This is a genomic window from Hallella multisaccharivorax DSM 17128, assembly GCF_000218235.1.
GTDB classification, from domain to species: Bacteria; Bacteroidota; Bacteroidia; order Bacteroidales; family Bacteroidaceae; genus Prevotella; species Prevotella multisaccharivorax.
This window is the reverse complement of sequence record NZ_GL945017.1, coordinates 2,044,694-2,062,795: the sequence shown is the minus strand read 5'-3', so window position 1 is coordinate 2,062,795 and position 18,102 is coordinate 2,044,694. Positions and strand designations below refer to the sequence as shown.

General features: G+C 48.9%; 11 protein-coding genes. 8 read left to right on the top strand and 3 right to left on the bottom strand.

Going from position 1 to position 18,102, the window contains the following annotated elements; all coding sequences use genetic code 11:
* Positions 1–10: 10 nt before the first annotated feature.
* Genes PREMU_RS08855 through PREMU_RS15985 form a run of 3 tightly spaced genes read right to left on the bottom strand, consistent with a single transcriptional unit; the run spans position 11 to position 5,452 of the window.
* A complete protein-coding gene (locus PREMU_RS08855) occupies positions 11–1,300 on the bottom strand; it encodes a TolC family protein (RefSeq protein ID WP_007574640.1) in 1,290 nt (429 codons plus the stop codon).
* The gene (locus tag PREMU_RS08850) at positions 1,290–4,970 is read right to left on the bottom strand and encodes an efflux RND transporter permease subunit (RefSeq protein ID WP_007574638.1); all 3,681 of its coding nucleotides are present in this window, start codon (positions 4,968–4,970) and stop codon (positions 1,290–1,292) included. The genes PREMU_RS08855 and PREMU_RS08850 overlap by 11 nt, the downstream gene beginning before the upstream one ends.
* A gap of 56 nt (positions 4,971–5,026) precedes the next feature.
* Entirely contained in the window at positions 5,027–5,452 is a 426-nt protein-coding gene (locus tag PREMU_RS15985) for an HYC_CC_PP family protein (protein ID WP_419185121.1), read from the bottom strand.
* Between the two features lie 168 nt (positions 5,453–5,620).
* Here PREMU_RS15985 and PREMU_RS08840 point away from each other — a divergent pair, with 168 nt between their 5' ends.
* The 8 genes from PREMU_RS08840 (at position 5,621) to PREMU_RS14160 (ending at position 18,102) form a co-directional block, all read left to right on the top strand.
* Positions 5,621–5,947, top strand: a complete 327-nt coding sequence (locus PREMU_RS08840) for a heavy-metal-associated domain-containing protein (RefSeq protein ID WP_007574634.1) — start codon at positions 5,621–5,623, stop codon at positions 5,945–5,947.
* A gap of 193 nt (positions 5,948–6,140) precedes the next feature.
* Positions 6,141–7,346: an L-serine ammonia-lyase, iron-sulfur-dependent, subunit alpha gene (locus tag PREMU_RS08835; RefSeq protein WP_007574632.1), complete on the top strand. Its 1,206-nt coding sequence runs from the start codon at positions 6,141–6,143 to the stop codon at positions 7,344–7,346.
* Positions 7,343–7,753 carry a hypothetical protein gene (locus PREMU_RS08830; protein WP_007574630.1) on the top strand — a complete coding sequence of 137 codons (411 nt, stop codon included), beginning with the start codon at positions 7,343–7,345 and terminating at the stop codon, positions 7,751–7,753. Before PREMU_RS08835 ends, PREMU_RS08830 begins: the two co-directional genes overlap by 4 nt.
* A gap of 163 nt (positions 7,754–7,916) precedes the next feature.
* Positions 7,917–8,522, top strand: a complete 606-nt coding sequence (locus tag PREMU_RS08825; protein WP_007574628.1) for an RNA polymerase sigma-70 factor — start codon at positions 7,917–7,919, stop codon at positions 8,520–8,522.
* Positions 8,523–8,575: 53 nt separating this feature from the next.
* A complete protein-coding gene (locus PREMU_RS08820) occupies positions 8,576–9,556 on the top strand; it encodes a FecR family protein (RefSeq protein WP_007574626.1) in 981 nt (326 codons plus the stop codon).
* Positions 9,557–9,707: 151 nt separating this feature from the next.
* Positions 9,708–13,034 carry a TonB-dependent receptor gene (locus PREMU_RS08815; RefSeq protein ID WP_007574625.1) on the top strand — a complete coding sequence of 1,109 codons (3,327 nt, stop codon included), beginning with the start codon at positions 9,708–9,710 and terminating at the stop codon, positions 13,032–13,034.
* A gap of 12 nt (positions 13,035–13,046) precedes the next feature.
* Positions 13,047–14,888 (top strand): RagB/SusD family nutrient uptake outer membrane protein, encoded by a 1,842-nt coding sequence (locus PREMU_RS08810; RefSeq protein ID WP_007574622.1) that lies wholly within the window; start codon positions 13,047–13,049, stop codon positions 14,886–14,888.
* A gap of 76 nt (positions 14,889–14,964) precedes the next feature.
* Positions 14,965–18,102 (top strand): family 20 glycosylhydrolase, encoded by a 3,138-nt coding sequence (locus PREMU_RS14160; protein WP_083819235.1) that lies wholly within the window; start codon positions 14,965–14,967, stop codon positions 18,100–18,102.

Below are 18,102 nucleotides of genomic sequence, written 5' to 3'. Positions count from 1 at the left end.
GATCTTCTCTTTATTGTTTGGTATTCGCGCGGACGGCGTAGTCGTAGCGGCTTGCCATCTTCTCATATTCAGCTACGATGGTGTTGAAGGTGGCATAGGCCTCCGCTTTTTTCAGCGCATAGTCGATATATTGCCGGTTAGTCTCGAGGATATCGGTGAGCGTTGTCGTACCCGTAGCATATTCTGTATTCATCAATTGAAGCGTGTGGTTGAGTATTTCCACCTCCTTGTCATACAGTTCCACCTTGCGCCTGGCGTCAGCAGCACGTTGCTCGATGCTGAGGTATTCGCTCTTGAGGGCGTCCTGGCGGCTGCGGTAAGTCTCATCGGTGCTGAGCTTGTTGAGTTTTGCCGCTTCTTTGCTCATATTGGTCTTCCGGCGATAGATGGGCAACGAGACGGTTACCATCGGCATGATCATGTCCATGCCGTTCATATTCTCCATCACGGGGCGTTTTACCTTTCCGTTGAGCATGTATTGCAGTCCGACGCTGAAGGTAGGTTTCCCCATCTTGTCGGCGAGTCGTTCCTGCGCGTCAAAGGCTTTGCCGTCGGCTATCGACTTCTGCAGCACGGGGTCTGCAGTCTCGATGTCAGTCCATGCGTAGGTGGGCATCTCGCGCAGGATGATGGTGTCGGGGATGACAAGAGGCGCGTCGGCTTCGCGGTGCATCACGATGTTGAACTGCTGGCGCTGTAGGCGCAGCCCGTCGTCAAGGCTTGCTGCCTGCTCTCTGAGGCTTTGCTCCTCCGCATCGAGGCGCAGCTGGTCGCTCATTTTGGCATTGCGTGCCCTCATCTCCGTTTTGTAAGTGAGGAGTGCCAGCTTCTTGATGTCTTCCAGCAAGCCTAACTTGCCTTTCACAGCCTTGATTTTCTCCTGCGTGGCAAGCATGTCGTACCATCGGCGCTGCACTTCATAGGCGAGCGCTATGCCGTCGGCGCGGAACTTCTGGTAAGTGCTCTCAGCCTTGTACTCCATGTTTTCGCGTCCGGTCTTGAGTGTACCAAACCACGGAAACATTTGCATGATGGTGAATATCGCTATCTGCTTGCCGTTGACATGCTGCATGCTCTTTGGGAAAACGCCCACCTGGAGCGTCGGGTCGCCGAGAACGCCGGTTCCACAGGCGCTCATCACCTGTGCCTTGTAGGCTTGATAGCTGCCGATCACTGCCGGATTGTTGCGGATGGCGGCAGCGATGTAGGTCGATAGACTGTCTTGAGCCATCACCTTGGATGCGCCTATTAGGCTTAAGAGGCCTATTAGGACTATTGTGCACAATATTTTATTCTTCATGATTTTTTATCTTTTTACTTTTCCTTAGTGCGCCTTCTCTCCACCAGCATTGCAGTACGGGCACTACAAACATAGTCATGGTCTGGATTAACATGCCGCCGAAGGTAGGGATACTCATTGGCACCATGATGTCGGAGCCCTTTCCGGTGGAGGAGAGTACGGGCAGCAGGGCAATGAGCGTGGTCGCTGCCGTCATGCAGGCCGCGCGCACGCGCTTCTTGCCTGCTTCGACCACGGCTTCGCGGATAGCCTCTTTGCTCTGTGGCTTGCGATGCAGGAAGGTCTGGTGGATATATGTACCCATCAGCACACCGTCGTCGGTAGCCACACCGAAGAGGGCGATAAAGCCAACCCATACGGCCACAGAGAGGTTGATTTGTCCCATGCCGAACATGTCGCGAAGGTTGATACCCGCCACGGAGATGTTGAGAAACCACGGTTGTCCATAGAGCCACATCAGAATGAAACCGCCGGCAAAGGCTACGAACACGCCGGAGAAGTGGATGAGTGAGGCTGTGACGCTCTTGAACTGGAAGTAAAGGATGAGCAGAATGAGCAGCAATGCCACAGGGATGACGACGCTCAGACGCTTGGCTGCGTGCACCTGCTGCTCATAACTGCCCGCAAATCGGTAGCTCACGCCTTTGGGCAGGCTGATCTTGTGTGCAGCCACGAGGGCGTCAATGTGCTTCTTGGCGGCGTTGACCACGTCGACCTCTGCCTCGCTGGCGTTGCTTTTGTCGAAGGTGACGTAGCCTACAAGGAAGGTGTTCTCGGAGGAGATCATCGACGCGCCCGGCACAAACTGGATGCTTGCCACCTGTCCAAGGGGGATCTGCGCACCATTGGCGGCTGGTACGAGAATCGAGGAGAGGGCGTCTGGATGGTCTCTCAGCTCGCGGGCATAGCGCACACGGATGGGGAAACGTTCGCGCCCGTTGACTGTCGTGCCCTCATTCATGCCGCCAATAGCAGTCTCGATGACGCTCTGCACGTCGCCGAGTTGGATGCCGTAGCGCCCTAACTTCTCACGGTCAGGCGTGATTTCGATATAGGGCGCACCCTCAGCGCGGTCGTAATAGACCGAGGAGCGGTTGATCTGCGGCAGGTCTTTCAGGGCCTTCTCCATCTGCAAGCCTACCTTCTCAATGCTCTCAAGGTCGGGACCATAGACTTTCAGACCCATGGCTGCTTTCATACCTGTGGACAACATCACTTGTCGGGTGGCGATGGGCTGCAGTTTCGGCGAGCCCGTCAGGCCGGGGAGGTTGCTCACTTTCTCTATTTCCGCCCAGATATCATCCTCGCTGTGGATGTTGTCGCGCCACTGACGGAGATACTCTCCATGAGAGGAGGGTATGAGTGAATCGCGTGGAATGATGCGGAATCCCTTTGCAGGGTCATAGGTGGAGCCCCCTTTCAGGAGAAAACGCCCATGGATGTCCGTCTTGAAGCGGGCGCGCTGCCCGTCGTCGTCAAGCATGTATTCGGGCCGATAGTTCACGGTCACCTCATACATCTGTATGGGTGCGGGGTCGAGTGCCGACTCTGCGCGGCCCCATTTGCCCACGGCACTCTCCACCTCAGGGATGGCACTGACGCGCATGTCAAGCTGTCGGCAGAGCTGAAGGTTCTGTTCTACGCCGCTGTGGGGCATGCTGGTGGGCATGAGCATGAAGGTACCCTCGTCGAGTGTCGGCATGAATTCGGAGCCGGTGTGCTTCCAGATCAGGGTGCCGGCGGCGAGTGTGAGCAATGGTACCATTATGAACTTCCATCGGTTAGCAAGGCACCACCGCAGAATGCGCTCATAATAGATGACGATCGTCCATAGCAGTCCGAGCACCACACCGATGATCGCGAGCACGAAGCCCACGTTGAGCAGCATGCCATTCTTTGGTCCGAGGGGCATCCAGTGCTCCGTCAGGATGTAGGTGGAAAAGAGCACGATAACAGCCACAACCAGGCTGTTGACCTGAATGTTCCATTTACCGATCTTCACAGTCTTGGGTGCAGGCCGCCCATGGAAGAGGTGCAGGGCCCACCGCTGTGGCATGCGCAGGGAGAAAATCCAATAGGCGAGCGTCGGCAGGATGACGAGACCGAGGATGAGTGCAGAGAGGAGGGCAAAGGTTTTGGTAAAAGCCAAGGGATGAAACATCTTGCCTTCCTGTGCCTGCATGGCAAAAACGGGGAGAAAAGAGATGACGGTGGTTGCCATTCCCGTCATCACAGCCGAGCTGACCTCGCTGATGGCAGAGAGGATGGTGTCTTCCAAGGCCTTGCCACGCGGCCATACCACCTCACCGGTCACAGGGTTGCGGTCGTCGCTTTGCACGTGCCGCACCACGTTTTCCATAAAGACCACACCCACGTCCACCATCACGCCGATGGCGATGGCAATGCCCGACAGGGCTACGACATTGGCTTCCACGCCGCAGAGCTTCATCACAATGAACGTGCAGAGCACCGCCAAGGGCAGCATTGTAGCGATGACAACGGAGGCGCGGAGGTTGAGTACGAGGATGAGCACGACGATGATGCAGATGAGCACCTCGTGGGTGAGCGAGCTCTCCAAGGTGCCTATGGTCTCCTTGATCAGCTGTGTGCGGTCGTAGAAAGGCACGACAGTGACGCGTGAGTGGGTGCCGTCGGGCAGCACTTTCTCCGGCATGCCGCTCTGCATCTCCTTGATTTTATCCTTTACATTATTAATAACCTGCATGGGATTGCTGCCGTTGCGCGCTACGACTACGCCGCCCACGGCTTCCTGCCCTTCTTTATCGAGGCCGCCGCGGCGGTCAGCCGGCCCCCAGCTCACCTTTGCCACATCCTTGATTCGTACGGGCACGCCGTCCGTGGAAGTGATGGGGGCGTTCTCCAGGTCAGCTAATCTCTTCACATAGCCCAGTCCGCGGATGAGGTATTCGGCCTGATTGACCTCCATGGTGCCCGCTCCGACATCGATGTTGGAGTTTTTTACGGCCTTCATCACCTGAATGAGATTCAGGCCGTAAGAGCGCATGGCGTCGGGATCGAGGTCGACTTGGTACTCCTTGACAAAGCCGCCCACCGAGGCTACTTCAGAAACGCCCTCGGCTGAAGAGAGTCCGTAGCGCACGTAATAGTCCTGAATGGTGCGTAACTCCTGCGGATCCCAGCCTCCTGTCGGCTTCCCCGTTTTCGGGTCGCGGCCTTCAAGAGTGTACCAGAATATCTGTCCGAGCGCCGTGGCATCGGGACCAAGGGTGGGCCTGACACCTTCAGGCAGCAGGCCGGCGGGCAGGGAATTGAGCTTCTCAAGGATGCGCGAGCGGCTCCAATAGAACTCTACGTTGTCGGAGAAAATAATATAGATGAACGACATGCCGAACATCGACGATGACCGGATGGTTTTCACGCCCGGGATTCCAAGCAGGGATGTGGTGAGCGGATAGGTGATCTGCTCCTGGATGTCCATGGGCGAGTGCCCCATCCATTCAGTGGAGACAATCTGCTGGTTGTCTCCAATATTGGGTATGGCATCTACGGCAACCGGATCTCGCGGAATGATGCTGTCAGTGCCCCAGTCAAAAGGCATGGTGGTCAGGCCGCCAAGAATGACAGCCAACAGCACGAACAGCGAAATGACGCGGTTGCGCAGAAAATAGCCTATAATCTTATTTACCATGGGATTATAGTTGAAAAACAAAAAAGATGAGTGGGGTGCGGGGTGGGGAAAGTGGCTCACGCCACGGGTGGTGCCCTCATGCCGTGAGGCCCTGTCAACAATCCGGGCGGTGCGGGGGGCACGTAATGATAAGACGCGCGTGAGGAGGTCATTTGAGCATGCCACAGACAGGACGGCCACAAGGTGGCCAAACCGCTGTACAGGCATCCACTGTCAGACAGGCAGGGGTGGAAACTCACCACCTGACCGACGGAGAACGGAGCCCGTATTTTCAGATAGTGGGAATGGTTGTGGCAGCCGGGGCAACGGGTCTTGCCGCCATGACAGCAGTCTCCGCTTTCATGGGAATAATGATGGACAGGCACACCATTGACCGCAACAAACATCTGCTCATTACCACAGTAATGAACGCTGACCTGCAACCCCGAAACCGAGATAAGAAAGAGCAGGATGGTGATGAAAGCGCTGGTGCGGCGACGCATGTAAATAATCCCTCCTATTGCCGCTGACAGGCAGCGGCTAGACTTAATTGTTTGCAAAATTAGCAAAAATCATTGGAATAATTATGGCAGGTTGTCTTTTTTTTATATTTTTGCCGGCGATTTAATGGATAATACAAGATCCAGGTATTTAACGAAAGGAAAATAACGATGAAGAAAATTGCATTGATGTTTGTTGCCGCCATGGCACTATGCGTTTCAGCTCAGGCCAAAACCGTGAAGAAGACTTTCAAGGCTGATGGCAAATGCGAGATGTGCCAGGCGCGCATCCAGAAAGCCGTCAAGACTGTGCCCGGTGTGCTGTCTGCAGTCTGGAATAAGGGTAAGAAGGAGTGCACGGTTGTCTTTGACGACAGCAAGGCCAGTCTCATTAAGATCGAGAAGGCTGTGGCCGCCGCAGGTCACGACACTGACAAGTGCAAGGCCTCCGCCAAGGACTACAACAAGCTTCCGTCCTGCTGCAAATACAAGAAGTAAGTAACCGGTTTCCCTCTACGCCGTAATGGCGTTGCGATTACGGCGTAGACGCGTTGCGATTACGCTGTAGAGGGAGTGCGATTACGGCGTAAAGGCAATGCCTTTGCGCCGTAATGGTTTTTGGACAGAGCGTTTCCAGAAGATTTCTGCGCGAAGCTAACGTCTTGTCAGATTAAATGCTTAATTTTGCCGTATGAAATCATTGAGAGAGATATACCGCATCGGGAAAGGACCCTCGTCGAGTCACACCATGGGTCCGCAAAAGGCTGCGCAGATTTATCTGAAAGCCCATCCGGAGATCACCGACTTTCATGTCACGCTATACGGGAGCCTTGCTGCCACTGGCAAAGGGCACATGACGGACGTGGCTATCGAGGAGGTGCTCCAGCCTGCCGGACATGTAGAAATCGAATGGAGGCCGGAGGAGTTTCTGCCTTTTCATCCCAATGGACTGCAAATCAACGACTGGATTGTTTATTCCGTCGGTGGAGGGGCGCTCTCTGAAGGTGACCACCCCATGGGGTTGCTTCCTGAAAGTCCGGATGTGTACGATCTGCACTATCTCGCCGACATTCGTGACTGGTGTGATGACAACGGTTGCGGTTATTGGGAATATGTGAAACGCTGCGAGAAACCTGATTTCTGGGACGAGCTGCTCACTGTGTGGCATGCCATGGAAGCGAGTGTGGAGCGTGGTATCAACCATGAAGGCCGGCTCCCCGGTCCTCTGAACCTACAGCGCAAGGCCCCAATCTATTATGTGAAGGCCAAGGGCTATAAGCCCACGCTACAGACTCGTGGGCTGGTCTATGCCTATGCACTGGCGGTGAGTGAGGAGAATGCTTCGGGTGGCACGATCGTTACGGCGCCGACTTGCGGCAGTTGTGGCGTCTTGCCGGCAGTGCTCTATCATCTGTCAAAAGGCCACAATTTCTCTGAAGAAAAGATTCTGCATGCCCTTGCCACGGCGGGGCTCATCGGCGACATCGTGAAGGAGAACGCGTCGATTTCAGGTGCCGACGTCGGTTGTCAGGGTGAGGTCGGCGTGGCTTGTGCCATGGCGTCGGCCGCGGCCTGCCAGCTTTTCGGCGGATCGCCCTCGCAGATAGAGTATGCCGCGGAGATGGGCTTGGAGCACCATCTAGGCATGACCTGCGACCCAGTGTGTGGACTGGTGCAGATCCCGTGTATTGAGCGCAATGCCTTTGCCGCGACGCGCGCCCTCGACTGCAATCTCTATGCCTCCTTCTCCGACGGCAAGCACCGCGTGAGTTTCGACCGCGTGGTGGAGGTGATGAAACAGACAGGGCACGACCTTCCCTCGCTCTATAAGGAAACCGGTGAAGGTGGTCTGGCAAAGGTAGCAAGCCCTGTGTTAGATGAAAAAACGGCATTATGATGAGGAAGCTGTTACTTTCATCCTTGTTTCTGTCCATGATGATGGGCGCTGGAGTCTCGTTGTTATCTTCTTGCAGGATGGCACCGAAGCAGGATCCTGGCGATACGGTGGCCGCCTCTGTCTTCGCTCCCGTTGACACGGCCGCGCTCAATCGCAAGGTGCGTGCCAGACACGCATTGTTGATGAATGCCAAGGATAGTACGGATATTTTCTATATAGGGCAGGGCAGTACGGACAAGAGGGTTCAGCTCATCAGCTATCCCTCTCAGCGCGACACCCTTGTCTATGGCAAGACCCGCCATCTGAAGCGTAGCGGGAGTACGGATGTGGGGCACATCGTGCGCGTGAAGTTTCTGGTCTCAGAAGGTGACACCCTGGTGCAAGGATTGGAAGAGGCCCGCCACTAACAATCTATTTCTGATACAATCATTGGGTATCCATCCTGTATCTCTACATTTCCGTTTCAGCTGTTAGCCTTTCTCTTACACATCGATTTAGCCGCATTGCTTGTTTCTGAGGAAGAAAATGCTCTTTACTTTGGATAGATCATTTCAGACATCATCATACTGTATGCAATATTTGAACGATAATATTCTCATTGACCAAATTCGAGAAGGTAACTTGAAGTCTTTCAAGTGGCTTTACAATCATTATTACGAGTTACTGTGTCGTTTTGCATATCAAATTGTTGGCGATCATGGTAAGGTGGAAGAGATAGTAGACGATGTTATGTTTGATTTATGGAATCGCCGCGAAATTGTTGAGATTCATGAGTTGCGTGCATTTTTAATTGGTGCCGTACGTAACCAGTGTCTCAAGTACCTCAAGTCGCTCGCATGGCGTATGCAGAGTCGCAATATAAATATTTCAGCCCAGGAGGACGTCGATTTTCTTGTCTATCTAACAGATGATGAAAGTCACCCGTTGGGGTTACTACTTGAGAAAGAATTCACGGAAAAACTGCACGAAGCTGTTGAGCGTCTGCCAGAAGAGTGCCGTAATGTATTTATGTTAAGTCGTGTTGAAAATAAAAAGTATTCAGAAATAGCTTCGGAACTTGGCATATCCATAGATACAGTTAAATACCACATGAAGAAGGCCTTGCGTCAGTTATCTTCAGATATGGCAAAGTATCTGCTTTTTTGGGTTATGGTTATTGAAGAAATTCTGAATTAATTTTTTTCTTATTTTGGCTACCCTCTCATTCAGAAATTTGTACTTATAACTGAATGGGAACAGGTCTTGACATATACCGGTTGGTAGAAGAATATGTTGAGGGCATCATTAATCATGAAGATTTTGAAACCCTTAGAAACTACGCTAAAGCCTCTTCAGCCCAGCGTGATGAGGTTAGGCGTATAATGGACATTTCACTTTCTACAAATGTTATCAATGATGCAACTTCATACAATGAGAATGCAGCATATTCACGCTTTAAGCAATACGTAGGTGTTGTGAACCCCAAACGGACTCGGCTTTGGTGGTTAGTCGCAGCTGTTGCAATTTTGCTCATTGCAACTCTTCCCACTTTGTTAATGAGACATCGCCAGTCCGCCCAGATGGAACAAGTAATTGTACTCTCAGTACCCGATGGCTCAATGCTTGACTTTACTCTACCTGATGGCACGCAAATAACTTTAAACTCGGCATCTAAATTGTCTTATACCCGTGGTTATGGTGTTACTGACCGTATGATATCTATGATTGGTGAGGGATATATCCGGGTAAAGCACAATGCCAACCTGCCATTTATCATCAACACGAAGCATATGCAGATCACGGATTTGGGTACAAAGTTTACGGTCCGCGATTATCCTGAAGAAAGCTCAATGAATGTTAGGCTCGATGAAGGAGAACTGTCGCTACATAACTATGTCAGAAGTGAGGACGATGTCTTTATGAAGGCAGGTGATGTGGCCTTTATTGATAAGGCAACGGGCAAGGTGATTGTCGACAAGAGTCAGATTTGTACGGGAGGTAAGGCAAGTCTCAATAAAATTATCTTTAATGACATGCCGCTCTCACAGATAGCCTTACAGTTGCAGCGCTATTATGGCGTAAGGATTACCGTAACAGCTAATGCTGCAGAAAGACGTTACTATGGTACTTTTGACCGAAGCGTTAATAGTATTACCGATGTATTGAATAGTCTTGCCACCACAAAATCATTAAAGTATAAACGTACGAAAAAAGGGCTCTTAATTTATTAATATCAACTTACTTATAACTTAAAACAAGACCATTATGAAAAAACTAATTATTTTTAGAGTCGGCCAGTCGTAACTATTCGTAGTCAGGCTGGTGCAGAATGCCTTCATTGGCAAAGAAAGACTTAGATTATCTATAACTTAAAAACAAACTATGAATTTATTCTTAAGCAAAGCGGTCTTTGTGTCTTCATTCCTGTTGAGCATAGCTGTTTCGGTCAGAGCACAGCGTATTACGCTGTCGTTGCGTAATGTATCTGTTACTACAGCCATGAGCCAGCTGCAAAAGAATTCTGGCTATTCTTTTGTGTACAACAGCAAAGATATTAAAGGTAGCAGACTTGTCAGTGTAACTGCTAATAACAAACCTATCAGTGAGGTGGTAGCCCAGATATTGGAGGGACAGGGAGTAGACTACGTTATCCGCAGCAAGTCAATCATTATCAGCCCTAAATCTGCAAAGGAGCAACAGCAGGGGCAAAAAAAAGACAAGGCTACTCGCCGGACACTGAAGGGGAATGTCACAGACGATAATGGTGAACCGATTGTTGGTGCCACGGTTATGGTAAAAGGTTCTGAATCTGGTACTATTACTGACATCAATGGCAACTACATTCTTGATGATGTACCGTCAAATGGTGTCGTTCGCGTGACATATGTCGGATTTCGAACACGTGAGGTCGCCATTCATGGAAATGATAGGTTGGATATCACCTTGACAGATGAAGTGAACGAACTCAATGAGGTGGTAGCTGTCGGCTACGGCACACAACGGAAAGTAACGTTAACAGGCTCTACAACAAGCACCAGTGGTAAAGCATTGGAGGCTAACTCATCTGTCAACCTCTCTCAAGGGCTTGCTGGACGTCTATCTGGTGTCATCATTAATAATCGTTCAGGCGAGCCGGGAAGAGATGATGCCGTCATGTATATTCGTGGTCGTAGTACTCTTGGTGACAATAGTCCGCTGATTATTATTGATGGTATAGCCGGTCGCGGCGATGAGTTCAGTCGGCTCTCAGGTGATGAAATTGAGAGTGTTACGGTATTGAAGGATGCAAGTGCAGCTATTTACGGTTCTCGGTCTGCCAATGGTGTCATACTCGTTACAACTAAGCGCGGCATGAAAAGTGCAAAGCCTACAATTCAGTTCTCATACGATATGGGTATGCAGCAGCCCACCCGTCTGCCGAAAATGGCTGACGCAGTTACTTTTGCTAAGGCGGTCAATGCCGATCAGGCTATTGAGGGAGATCCACAATCATATACTGATGAGATGATACAGAAATATGCTGATGGGTCTGATCCAATTATGTATCCGAATACAGATTGGTATGACGAAGTCATCAAGCCAGTTTCACTACAACATAAGTATGGAGTCACAGCGCGTGGTGGCACAGATCATTTCAAGTACTTTACATCAATAGAAGGACAGTATCAGGACGGAATCTATAGAAAGAGTGCCACAAATTACATCCAATATAATCTGCGCTCCAATATTGATTTTAATGTTACGGACTGGTTACAGATTGGTTTTGATATTTCGGCTCGTGAGCAGAACAAAAACTACTCAGCATTTCCCAGTGATGATTATGGAATCTTCTATGTGACGTATAGGGCAAAGCCAACAGGTGCAGCTTACTTCCCAGACGGACGTTTGCGTGGCGGTCTCAATCCTGTCGTCATGGTTCAGGATCTTACAGGATACGATAGAACAAAGATTCATTCTCTCAATACTACATTAAATGGTAAGATAGATCTCGATAAATGGATTAGCGGTCTCTCATTAGAAGGGCACATGGCTTATGATAAGAATAATTCATTCGAGAAGAGCTGGAAGACACCATGGCAGTACTGGTCATATGATGAGGTGTCTCAGTCGTTTACGGAAATGACTAATTCTTATTGGTCTTCACCTGCTCTTGACGAATACTATCGTGGCTGGCACAGATTGACACTCAATGCTCAGGCCAATTATGATCATATCTTCTCAAAGGCCCATCATATTGCGGTTATGCTCGGTGCGGAGCAGAGCAAGTACCGTATTGACCGCTTTTCTGCCGGACGATCACGTTTCGGATCAGATGCTTTGGATGAGATATTTGCAGGATCCGCTAACCACGAATACTGGAAAAACACCGGAAGTGCTACAGAAACTGCACGCCGTAGCTTTTTTGGTAGGTTCAATTATGATTTCCTTAGCCGTTACATGGTATCGTTTATTTGTCGCTGGGATGGTTCGGAGAACTTTGCAAAAGGTCATAGATGGGGTTTCTTCCCAGGAGTGTCTGCAGGATGGCGACTGTCCGAAGAACCATTTATTAAGAACGCATGTGGCAATTGGCTAACAAACCTCAAGTTGCGTGCCTCTTATGGGGAGCAAGGTAATGATAATATCGCTGCCTTCCAGTATCTGACTACTTATAGCTATACATCTTCAGACTCTTATAAATCACAATTTGGCGGTGCTGATGCTAATATTATTATTCCTGGCATAGTGGGTAACCCTAACGTAACCTGGGAAGTCGCCAAGACTTGGAACATTGGTATTGATGGTGACCTATGGAATAGCAAGCTCTCATGGGAACTTGAATTTTTCCACACTTCTCGCTCCAATATTCTGGTTACACGTAATGCCTCTGTGCCTACCTATACAGGTTTGACAAATCTTCCGGATGAGAATATCGGTAAGGTCAATAATGGAGGATTAGAGCTACAACTCTCTCATCGCAATCGCGTCAACGGTGATTTCTTGTATAGCATTACAGGCAACTTCCTGTATGCAAAGAACAAGATTAAGTTCATGGATGAGACGCCATACGATGAGAAGCATCAATATCTGCAGCAGACAGGTCATCCGATGGGCTCAGGACTCTACTATCATGTCATTGGCATTTATCGTACGGAAGACGATCTTCAGAAATACCCGTCATACAGCGGTGCGACACTCGGACAATTTATTTATGAGGATATCGATGGAAATGGCAAGATAGATACTTACGACCGTACACGTTGTGATCTTACTACAGTACCTCAGATAGTTTTCGGTCTAACGTTTAATGCCCAGTGGAAGAATTTAGATTTTATGATGTTACTTCAAGGGCAGGCTCGTGCTAAGTTTTACTACGCACCCCTTATTGACTACAACTTCAGTAATGTTGATGAGGATGCAGCCAAGAAAGCTTGGACGTTAGATAATCCTGATGCCCAGTGGCCCCGTTTAGGTACTCGTTACGGTGATGCTGACTTTTGGCATAAGAATGCTTCGTTTTTGCGACTAAAAAATATAGAAATTGGTTATACATTGCCAAAGAACTGGCTTGGATCGGTAGGTATCACCAACTGTAGAATCTATGTGGGTGGTTATAATCTTTTTACTATTGATAAATTGAAATATGTAGACCCTGAGACAAATGATACGGATGTGCAGACATATCCTCAAATGAGAATTTTCAACGCTGGCGTTAAAGTAACCTTTTAATAGATGACTATTATGAGAAGATATAATTTTTTGTTCGCCATTGTGATGGCACTGCTGCTTGGTGCTTGTTCCGATGATTTCCTGGATAAGAAGCCTCTTACTACTTTTTCCGAGAATGATGTCTTTGGTAACGCTTCTCTGCTGGAGTCTTATGTTAATAGCTTCTATACAGTTGTTCCGGATCCATTCACTGAAGGCAATATAGCTTGCATTACTGATGAGGCTTACTTTCGTTATGGTGGCAACTCTACTAACTATATAGAGCGTGGACAAATTGACCCTTATAAGTTCATGTATTCGAGCGAAGGTGGCAGTGCGCATAATATACGTACTACATTCTTGAATATTTGGAGTAGTGCCTATACTACCATTAGAAATATAAATGAAGTTATTGAACGTATTGACGAGGTACCCAATTTAAAGAAAGAGCAGCATGACCAGTTGTTAGGTGAAACTTACTTCATCCGTGCGTGGGCGTATGGTAATCTCGTAGAGCGTTTCGGTGGTGTGCCTTTAATTTCAAAACATTATGAGCTGAATGACACTACGAAGGTGCCACGCAGCAAGTTTGACGACTGCATTAATTTCGTTCTAAAGGACTTGCATCAGGCAGAATTACTACTTCCTGATAAAGCAGCGGTACAGGGACGTATAGGCAAGGATGTCTGTCTGGCTTTCGAGTCACGCATTACCCTTATGGCAGCGCGCAAACTGTTTAATGATCCAAGTGATCCTCAAGGATCGATTTTCAAGGGCCAGTATCGCAAAGACAAGTGGACGCGTGCCCTCAATGCCAGCAAAGCTATAGTAGATCGTGCTGACAAGGACGGAGCTTACCAACTGGATGATACCTATGATGGCTATTGGACCGACAAGAATAGCCCTGAGGTAATATGGGCAAAATACTTCTCAACGACAGCGGGCCATAAGGCGCAACTCTTCTATTCACCTACATTCTTTAATGGCTGGGTATCGTGTGCTCCTAGTGAGGCCTTGATGCTCGATTATGAGATGAAGGCTACAGGCTTGAAGCCGTATGAAGAAGGCTCCGGATGGGATCCTGAACACCCTTGGAAAGGACGTGATCCGCGTTTTTATAAGACGATATTATATGGAGACTCATCTTGTGTATTTCGTGATTCTGTATACAATAATCACCTTTATTATGACAGGCCAGGTGCAGATGGGAAATATCAGAAGAGTGGTCTGATGAACTGGAGCCAGTCTCAGGATACGGGCTATGGTCTGCGCAAGTGGCATATAGAGGCCAATCCTATTAGTGAGACTGAAAACGGCACAGTCATGTACCCATGGTTCCGTCTGGCTGAGATGTACCTGAATTACGCCGAGTGCGCTTATGAGTGTGGTGACGAGGCTACCTGTCGCGAGTATATCAATAAGGTTCGTTCACGTGCTGATGTTCAAATGCCGCCAGTCACTGATACTGGCACCAATCTGTTTGACCGTCTTGTCAATGAACGTCGCATTGAACTTGCCTTTGAACCGTTTCGCTACTTTGACCTCCGGCAGTGGGAGCTGGCAGACTTCTATGAGAACATACCCATCATGGGATGTGCTACGATAGAGTTTGCTGACGGCACTCCTATACAGCACCGCACTGCTGTCATCAAGGGAACGAATGCAAAACAGGATGTCGGCAAGAACTGGACACATAGTGACAAGAGAATTTATACTTATACATATCGGGGGAAGAACTATGATATCGACTATGGATATTGTCAGTCGATGCAGGGAACGCAGAAGCGTTTCTCTAACAAGATGTATCTCTGCCCCATCCCACAGAATGAGATAGACAAAAATATTGGCGTCCTCGTACAGAATCCGGATTATTAATCTTACACAAGCCAACAGGAATCGGGGACAGCAATATTGCTTCCCCCGATTTCAAGAATATGAGACTTTCTTTATCATGAGACAAATATCATTATCTATTATTGCAATAGTCCTTCTATGTGCTGTTGCAATGCCTGTCAGTGCTGCCAGGAAGTTCACATGTAATATAGGCATCACTGATATTACACCCAAAGGCCACGTCGTACTTGCAGGATTTGCCGCTCGCAAGGGACTGTCCACGACAGTGCAGACTCCGCTGAGGTCTCACAGTCTGGTCATATGTAGTCCAAAGGGAGAAAAAGTGTGTATCATCACAAATGATATGATGGAGCTTGATATCGAGGAGACGACAGAGATGCGTGACTCCATATCAGCCAGGACAGGTCTGCCGATCGACCATATCTATATACACAACATCCATACTCATTCGGCACCACGCACTGGTGGTAGTAGTACTGTTCCGGGTGGCAGCAACTATGAATATTCATTGACTTATCAAAAGATAATTGTAGACAATGCAGTCAGAACGATACTATCTGACAATGACTTTAAGCCCTTCACCATGCAGTTTGGTGAGACCACATGTGCCATTAACATGAACCGGGGCGAAAAGGACGGCCCTTGTACGCATAAGGTCTATGTCCTGCGTCTCATGGGAAAGGATCACAAGCCCATCGTGTCGCTGGTTAACTATTGCTGTCATCCCGTTTCGCTGGGGCCGGGCAGCCACGTCGTGTCGGCAGACTTTCCTGGATTTGAGACCATGCTTCTCCAAAGAGCTTGGGGTGGGGAGGTATTCCATTTTACATCTGCAGCTGGAAATGTAGACCCGATAGGAGGTCCAAAACGTGATACGCTGAACTCCTATAATAAAGGTAAGCAGATGGCGGATTCCATTCTCATGAAGATAAGATTCCGCGACATAAAGATGAATACAGACTTTGCTGTCTGTTCTGCAGAAGCACACTTGCCTTTCCGTGTGGAACATATCGACAAAGACACCATACTCAATTTCGCACAGTCCATCCTCAACAATCCGGTAGAAGTGTCACCAACTTGGAAGCAGGATGTTCGCGGCTGGTGTAGGCAGATGTTACGGGAATACGACGAAGGTCTGGTCAAGGATTACCTTCCTGTGCGAATCGCTGGGGTTAATATTGGTGGATTTCCTATTCTCTTCACACAGGGTGAGCCTTTCAATGAGTATGACGTACAGTTGCGGAAAAAGGTTGGCAAGCCCATGCTGTTTATAGCATACACTAATGGTCAGAACTCTTATCTACCAAGCGCACATGCGTATGATACGCCGTACTATGCCTATGAGAAAGATCAGATGTTCGTGTATGTAAAATCGCCGTATCCGCTCTCATCCAAGTTCCCCATTGTTTATTCTAAGGCCCTATATGATGTAGTGAAAAGAGCACTTGCCCCTACCTCAAATAGTCTGCGCTACAGCATCATCCCGCAGCCTAAAGAACTGACAGAGACTAAGGGAGATTTCCTACTGAATGGGAAAACCTTAATAATCATCACCGCCGATGACAATGCCTTCCAAGAAGTAGCGGACAACTTTGCGCGTCAATTATGCTTGGTTTCCGGCTTGAAGATAAAGGTAATTCCCGGTATGGTCTTGCAGTCTAATTATATCTGCTTCCAGAAAGTCGATGGAATGAGCAACGAAGCATATGAGCTTTCTGTAGAGCCGAGACGAATCGTTATAAAAGCTACATCTGCTCATGGTGCTTATTATGGGGTACAGACCATCTTCCAACTTCTGCCACCTGAAGTCTATGGTGACAGGCGCACCCAAGGCATCAAGTGGTCACTGCCATGTTGCGAGATAAAGGATGAGCCCCGTTTCCGCTATCGTGGTATGATGCTCGACTGTGCCCGTCATTTCCTGCCTAAAGAATTTGTCAAGAAGTTCATAGATCTTCTTGCCATGCACAAGCAAAACATGTTCCATTGGCATTTAACCGATGACCAGGGCTGGCGCATCGAGATAAAGAAGTATCCACGTCTGACAGAGGTTGGGAGCAGGCGTCTGGAGACAACAGACTATGACGGAAAGAACTCGGACTATACACCTCATGGAGGTTATTACACACAGGAGGATGTGAAGGATATCGTGAATTATGCACGACAACGTTTCGTTACTGTCATTCCCGAGATTGAGATGCCTGGTCACGCTTCTGCTGCCATTGCCGCCTATCCTGAGATTGCCGTTTTCCCTGACAGAACCTATCACGTTGCCACAGGATGGGGTGTGAAGAAAGATGTTATGGCACCCACAGTGAGGACATTCCAATTTCTGGATGATGTATTCTCGGAGTTGTTGCCTCTGTTACCTTCAGTTTATTATAGTTTCGGAGGCGACGAGTGTCCACGTGACCAGTGGAGAGAAAGCTCGTATTGTCGGGACTTGATGAAGATTCTTGGTACCGATGATGCCGGTGACCTTCAGGCGATTTTTGCAACCCATATGGAGCGTTTCCTTAGCAAGAATGGCAAACGTGCCATTGGCTGGGATGAGATATTGGACAATGGTGCCATGAAGTCAACTATTGTTTTGTCTTATCGTGGTCATGCGCCGGCGTATAAGGCAGTATGGAGAAATATGGACGTTGTGATGTGTCCTAACCGTTGGTGTTACTTAGACTACTATCAGGAGGACCCTGACAAGGAGCAGAAGTCTCAGGACCTGTTCCTGCCGCTGAGAAAAGTCTACGACTATTTCCCTATAGGCGATACGCTTTCAGCCAGCCGCCACAAGTATATCATGGGCGTGCAGGGTTGCATTTGGGGTGAATACTGTCAGGACGCGAAACGTGCCGAATACTTGGGGTTCCCTCGTACGGTGGCTCTTTCTGAAGTGGGATGGTGCGACAGGGGTAATAAGAACTTCCAGAACTTCTGCGCCCGTATGCTGAAAGATTTCCGGCGTCTTGATGCCAAGCATGTCGCCTACAGTAAGGCTTTCTTTAATGTCATCTTTAATTTCGACCGCAAGAAGAGAGACTATCCTCAAAAGTTGAAGCTCACCATCGATTATCCTAATGCCGTCATCAGATACACTACTGATGGCAAGGCCGTCACCCCTCATTCTCAGATATATGATGGAATACTGACAGTTGTCAAAGGTACGATAGTGAAGGCCCGTGCCTATTTGGGAGATAGAAGACCGGTAGGAATCGAGGTTAGTAAGACTTTTTGA

Excerpts from the sequence above, each read along its gene's own strand:
- PREMU_RS08820 (WP_007574626.1), top strand. The coding sequence starts at position 8,576 with ATGGGAACAGGTCTTGACATATACCGGTTGGTAGAAGAATATGTTGAG.
- PREMU_RS15985 (WP_419185121.1), bottom strand. The coding sequence starts at position 5,452 with ATGCGTCGCCGCACCAGCGCTTTCATCACCATCCTGCTCTTTCTTATC.
- PREMU_RS08835 (WP_007574632.1), top strand. The coding sequence starts at position 6,141 with ATGAAATCATTGAGAGAGATATACCGCATCGGGAAAGGACCCTCGTCG.
- PREMU_RS14160 (WP_083819235.1), top strand. The coding sequence starts at position 14,965 with ATGAGACAAATATCATTATCTATTATTGCAATAGTCCTTCTATGTGCT.
- PREMU_RS08815 (WP_007574625.1), top strand. The coding sequence starts at position 9,708 with ATGAATTTATTCTTAAGCAAAGCGGTCTTTGTGTCTTCATTCCTGTTG.
- PREMU_RS08850 (WP_007574638.1), bottom strand. The coding sequence starts at position 4,970 with ATGGTAAATAAGATTATAGGCTATTTTCTGCGCAACCGCGTCATTTCG.
- PREMU_RS08810 (WP_007574622.1), top strand. The coding sequence starts at position 13,047 with ATGAGAAGATATAATTTTTTGTTCGCCATTGTGATGGCACTGCTGCTT.
- PREMU_RS08830 (WP_007574630.1), top strand. The coding sequence starts at position 7,343 with ATGATGAGGAAGCTGTTACTTTCATCCTTGTTTCTGTCCATGATGATG.
- PREMU_RS08825 (WP_007574628.1), top strand. The coding sequence starts at position 7,917 with ATGCAATATTTGAACGATAATATTCTCATTGACCAAATTCGAGAAGGT.
- PREMU_RS08855 (WP_007574640.1), bottom strand. The coding sequence starts at position 1,300 with ATGAAGAATAAAATATTGTGCACAATAGTCCTAATAGGCCTCTTAAGC.
- PREMU_RS08840 (WP_007574634.1), top strand. The coding sequence starts at position 5,621 with ATGAAGAAAATTGCATTGATGTTTGTTGCCGCCATGGCACTATGCGTT.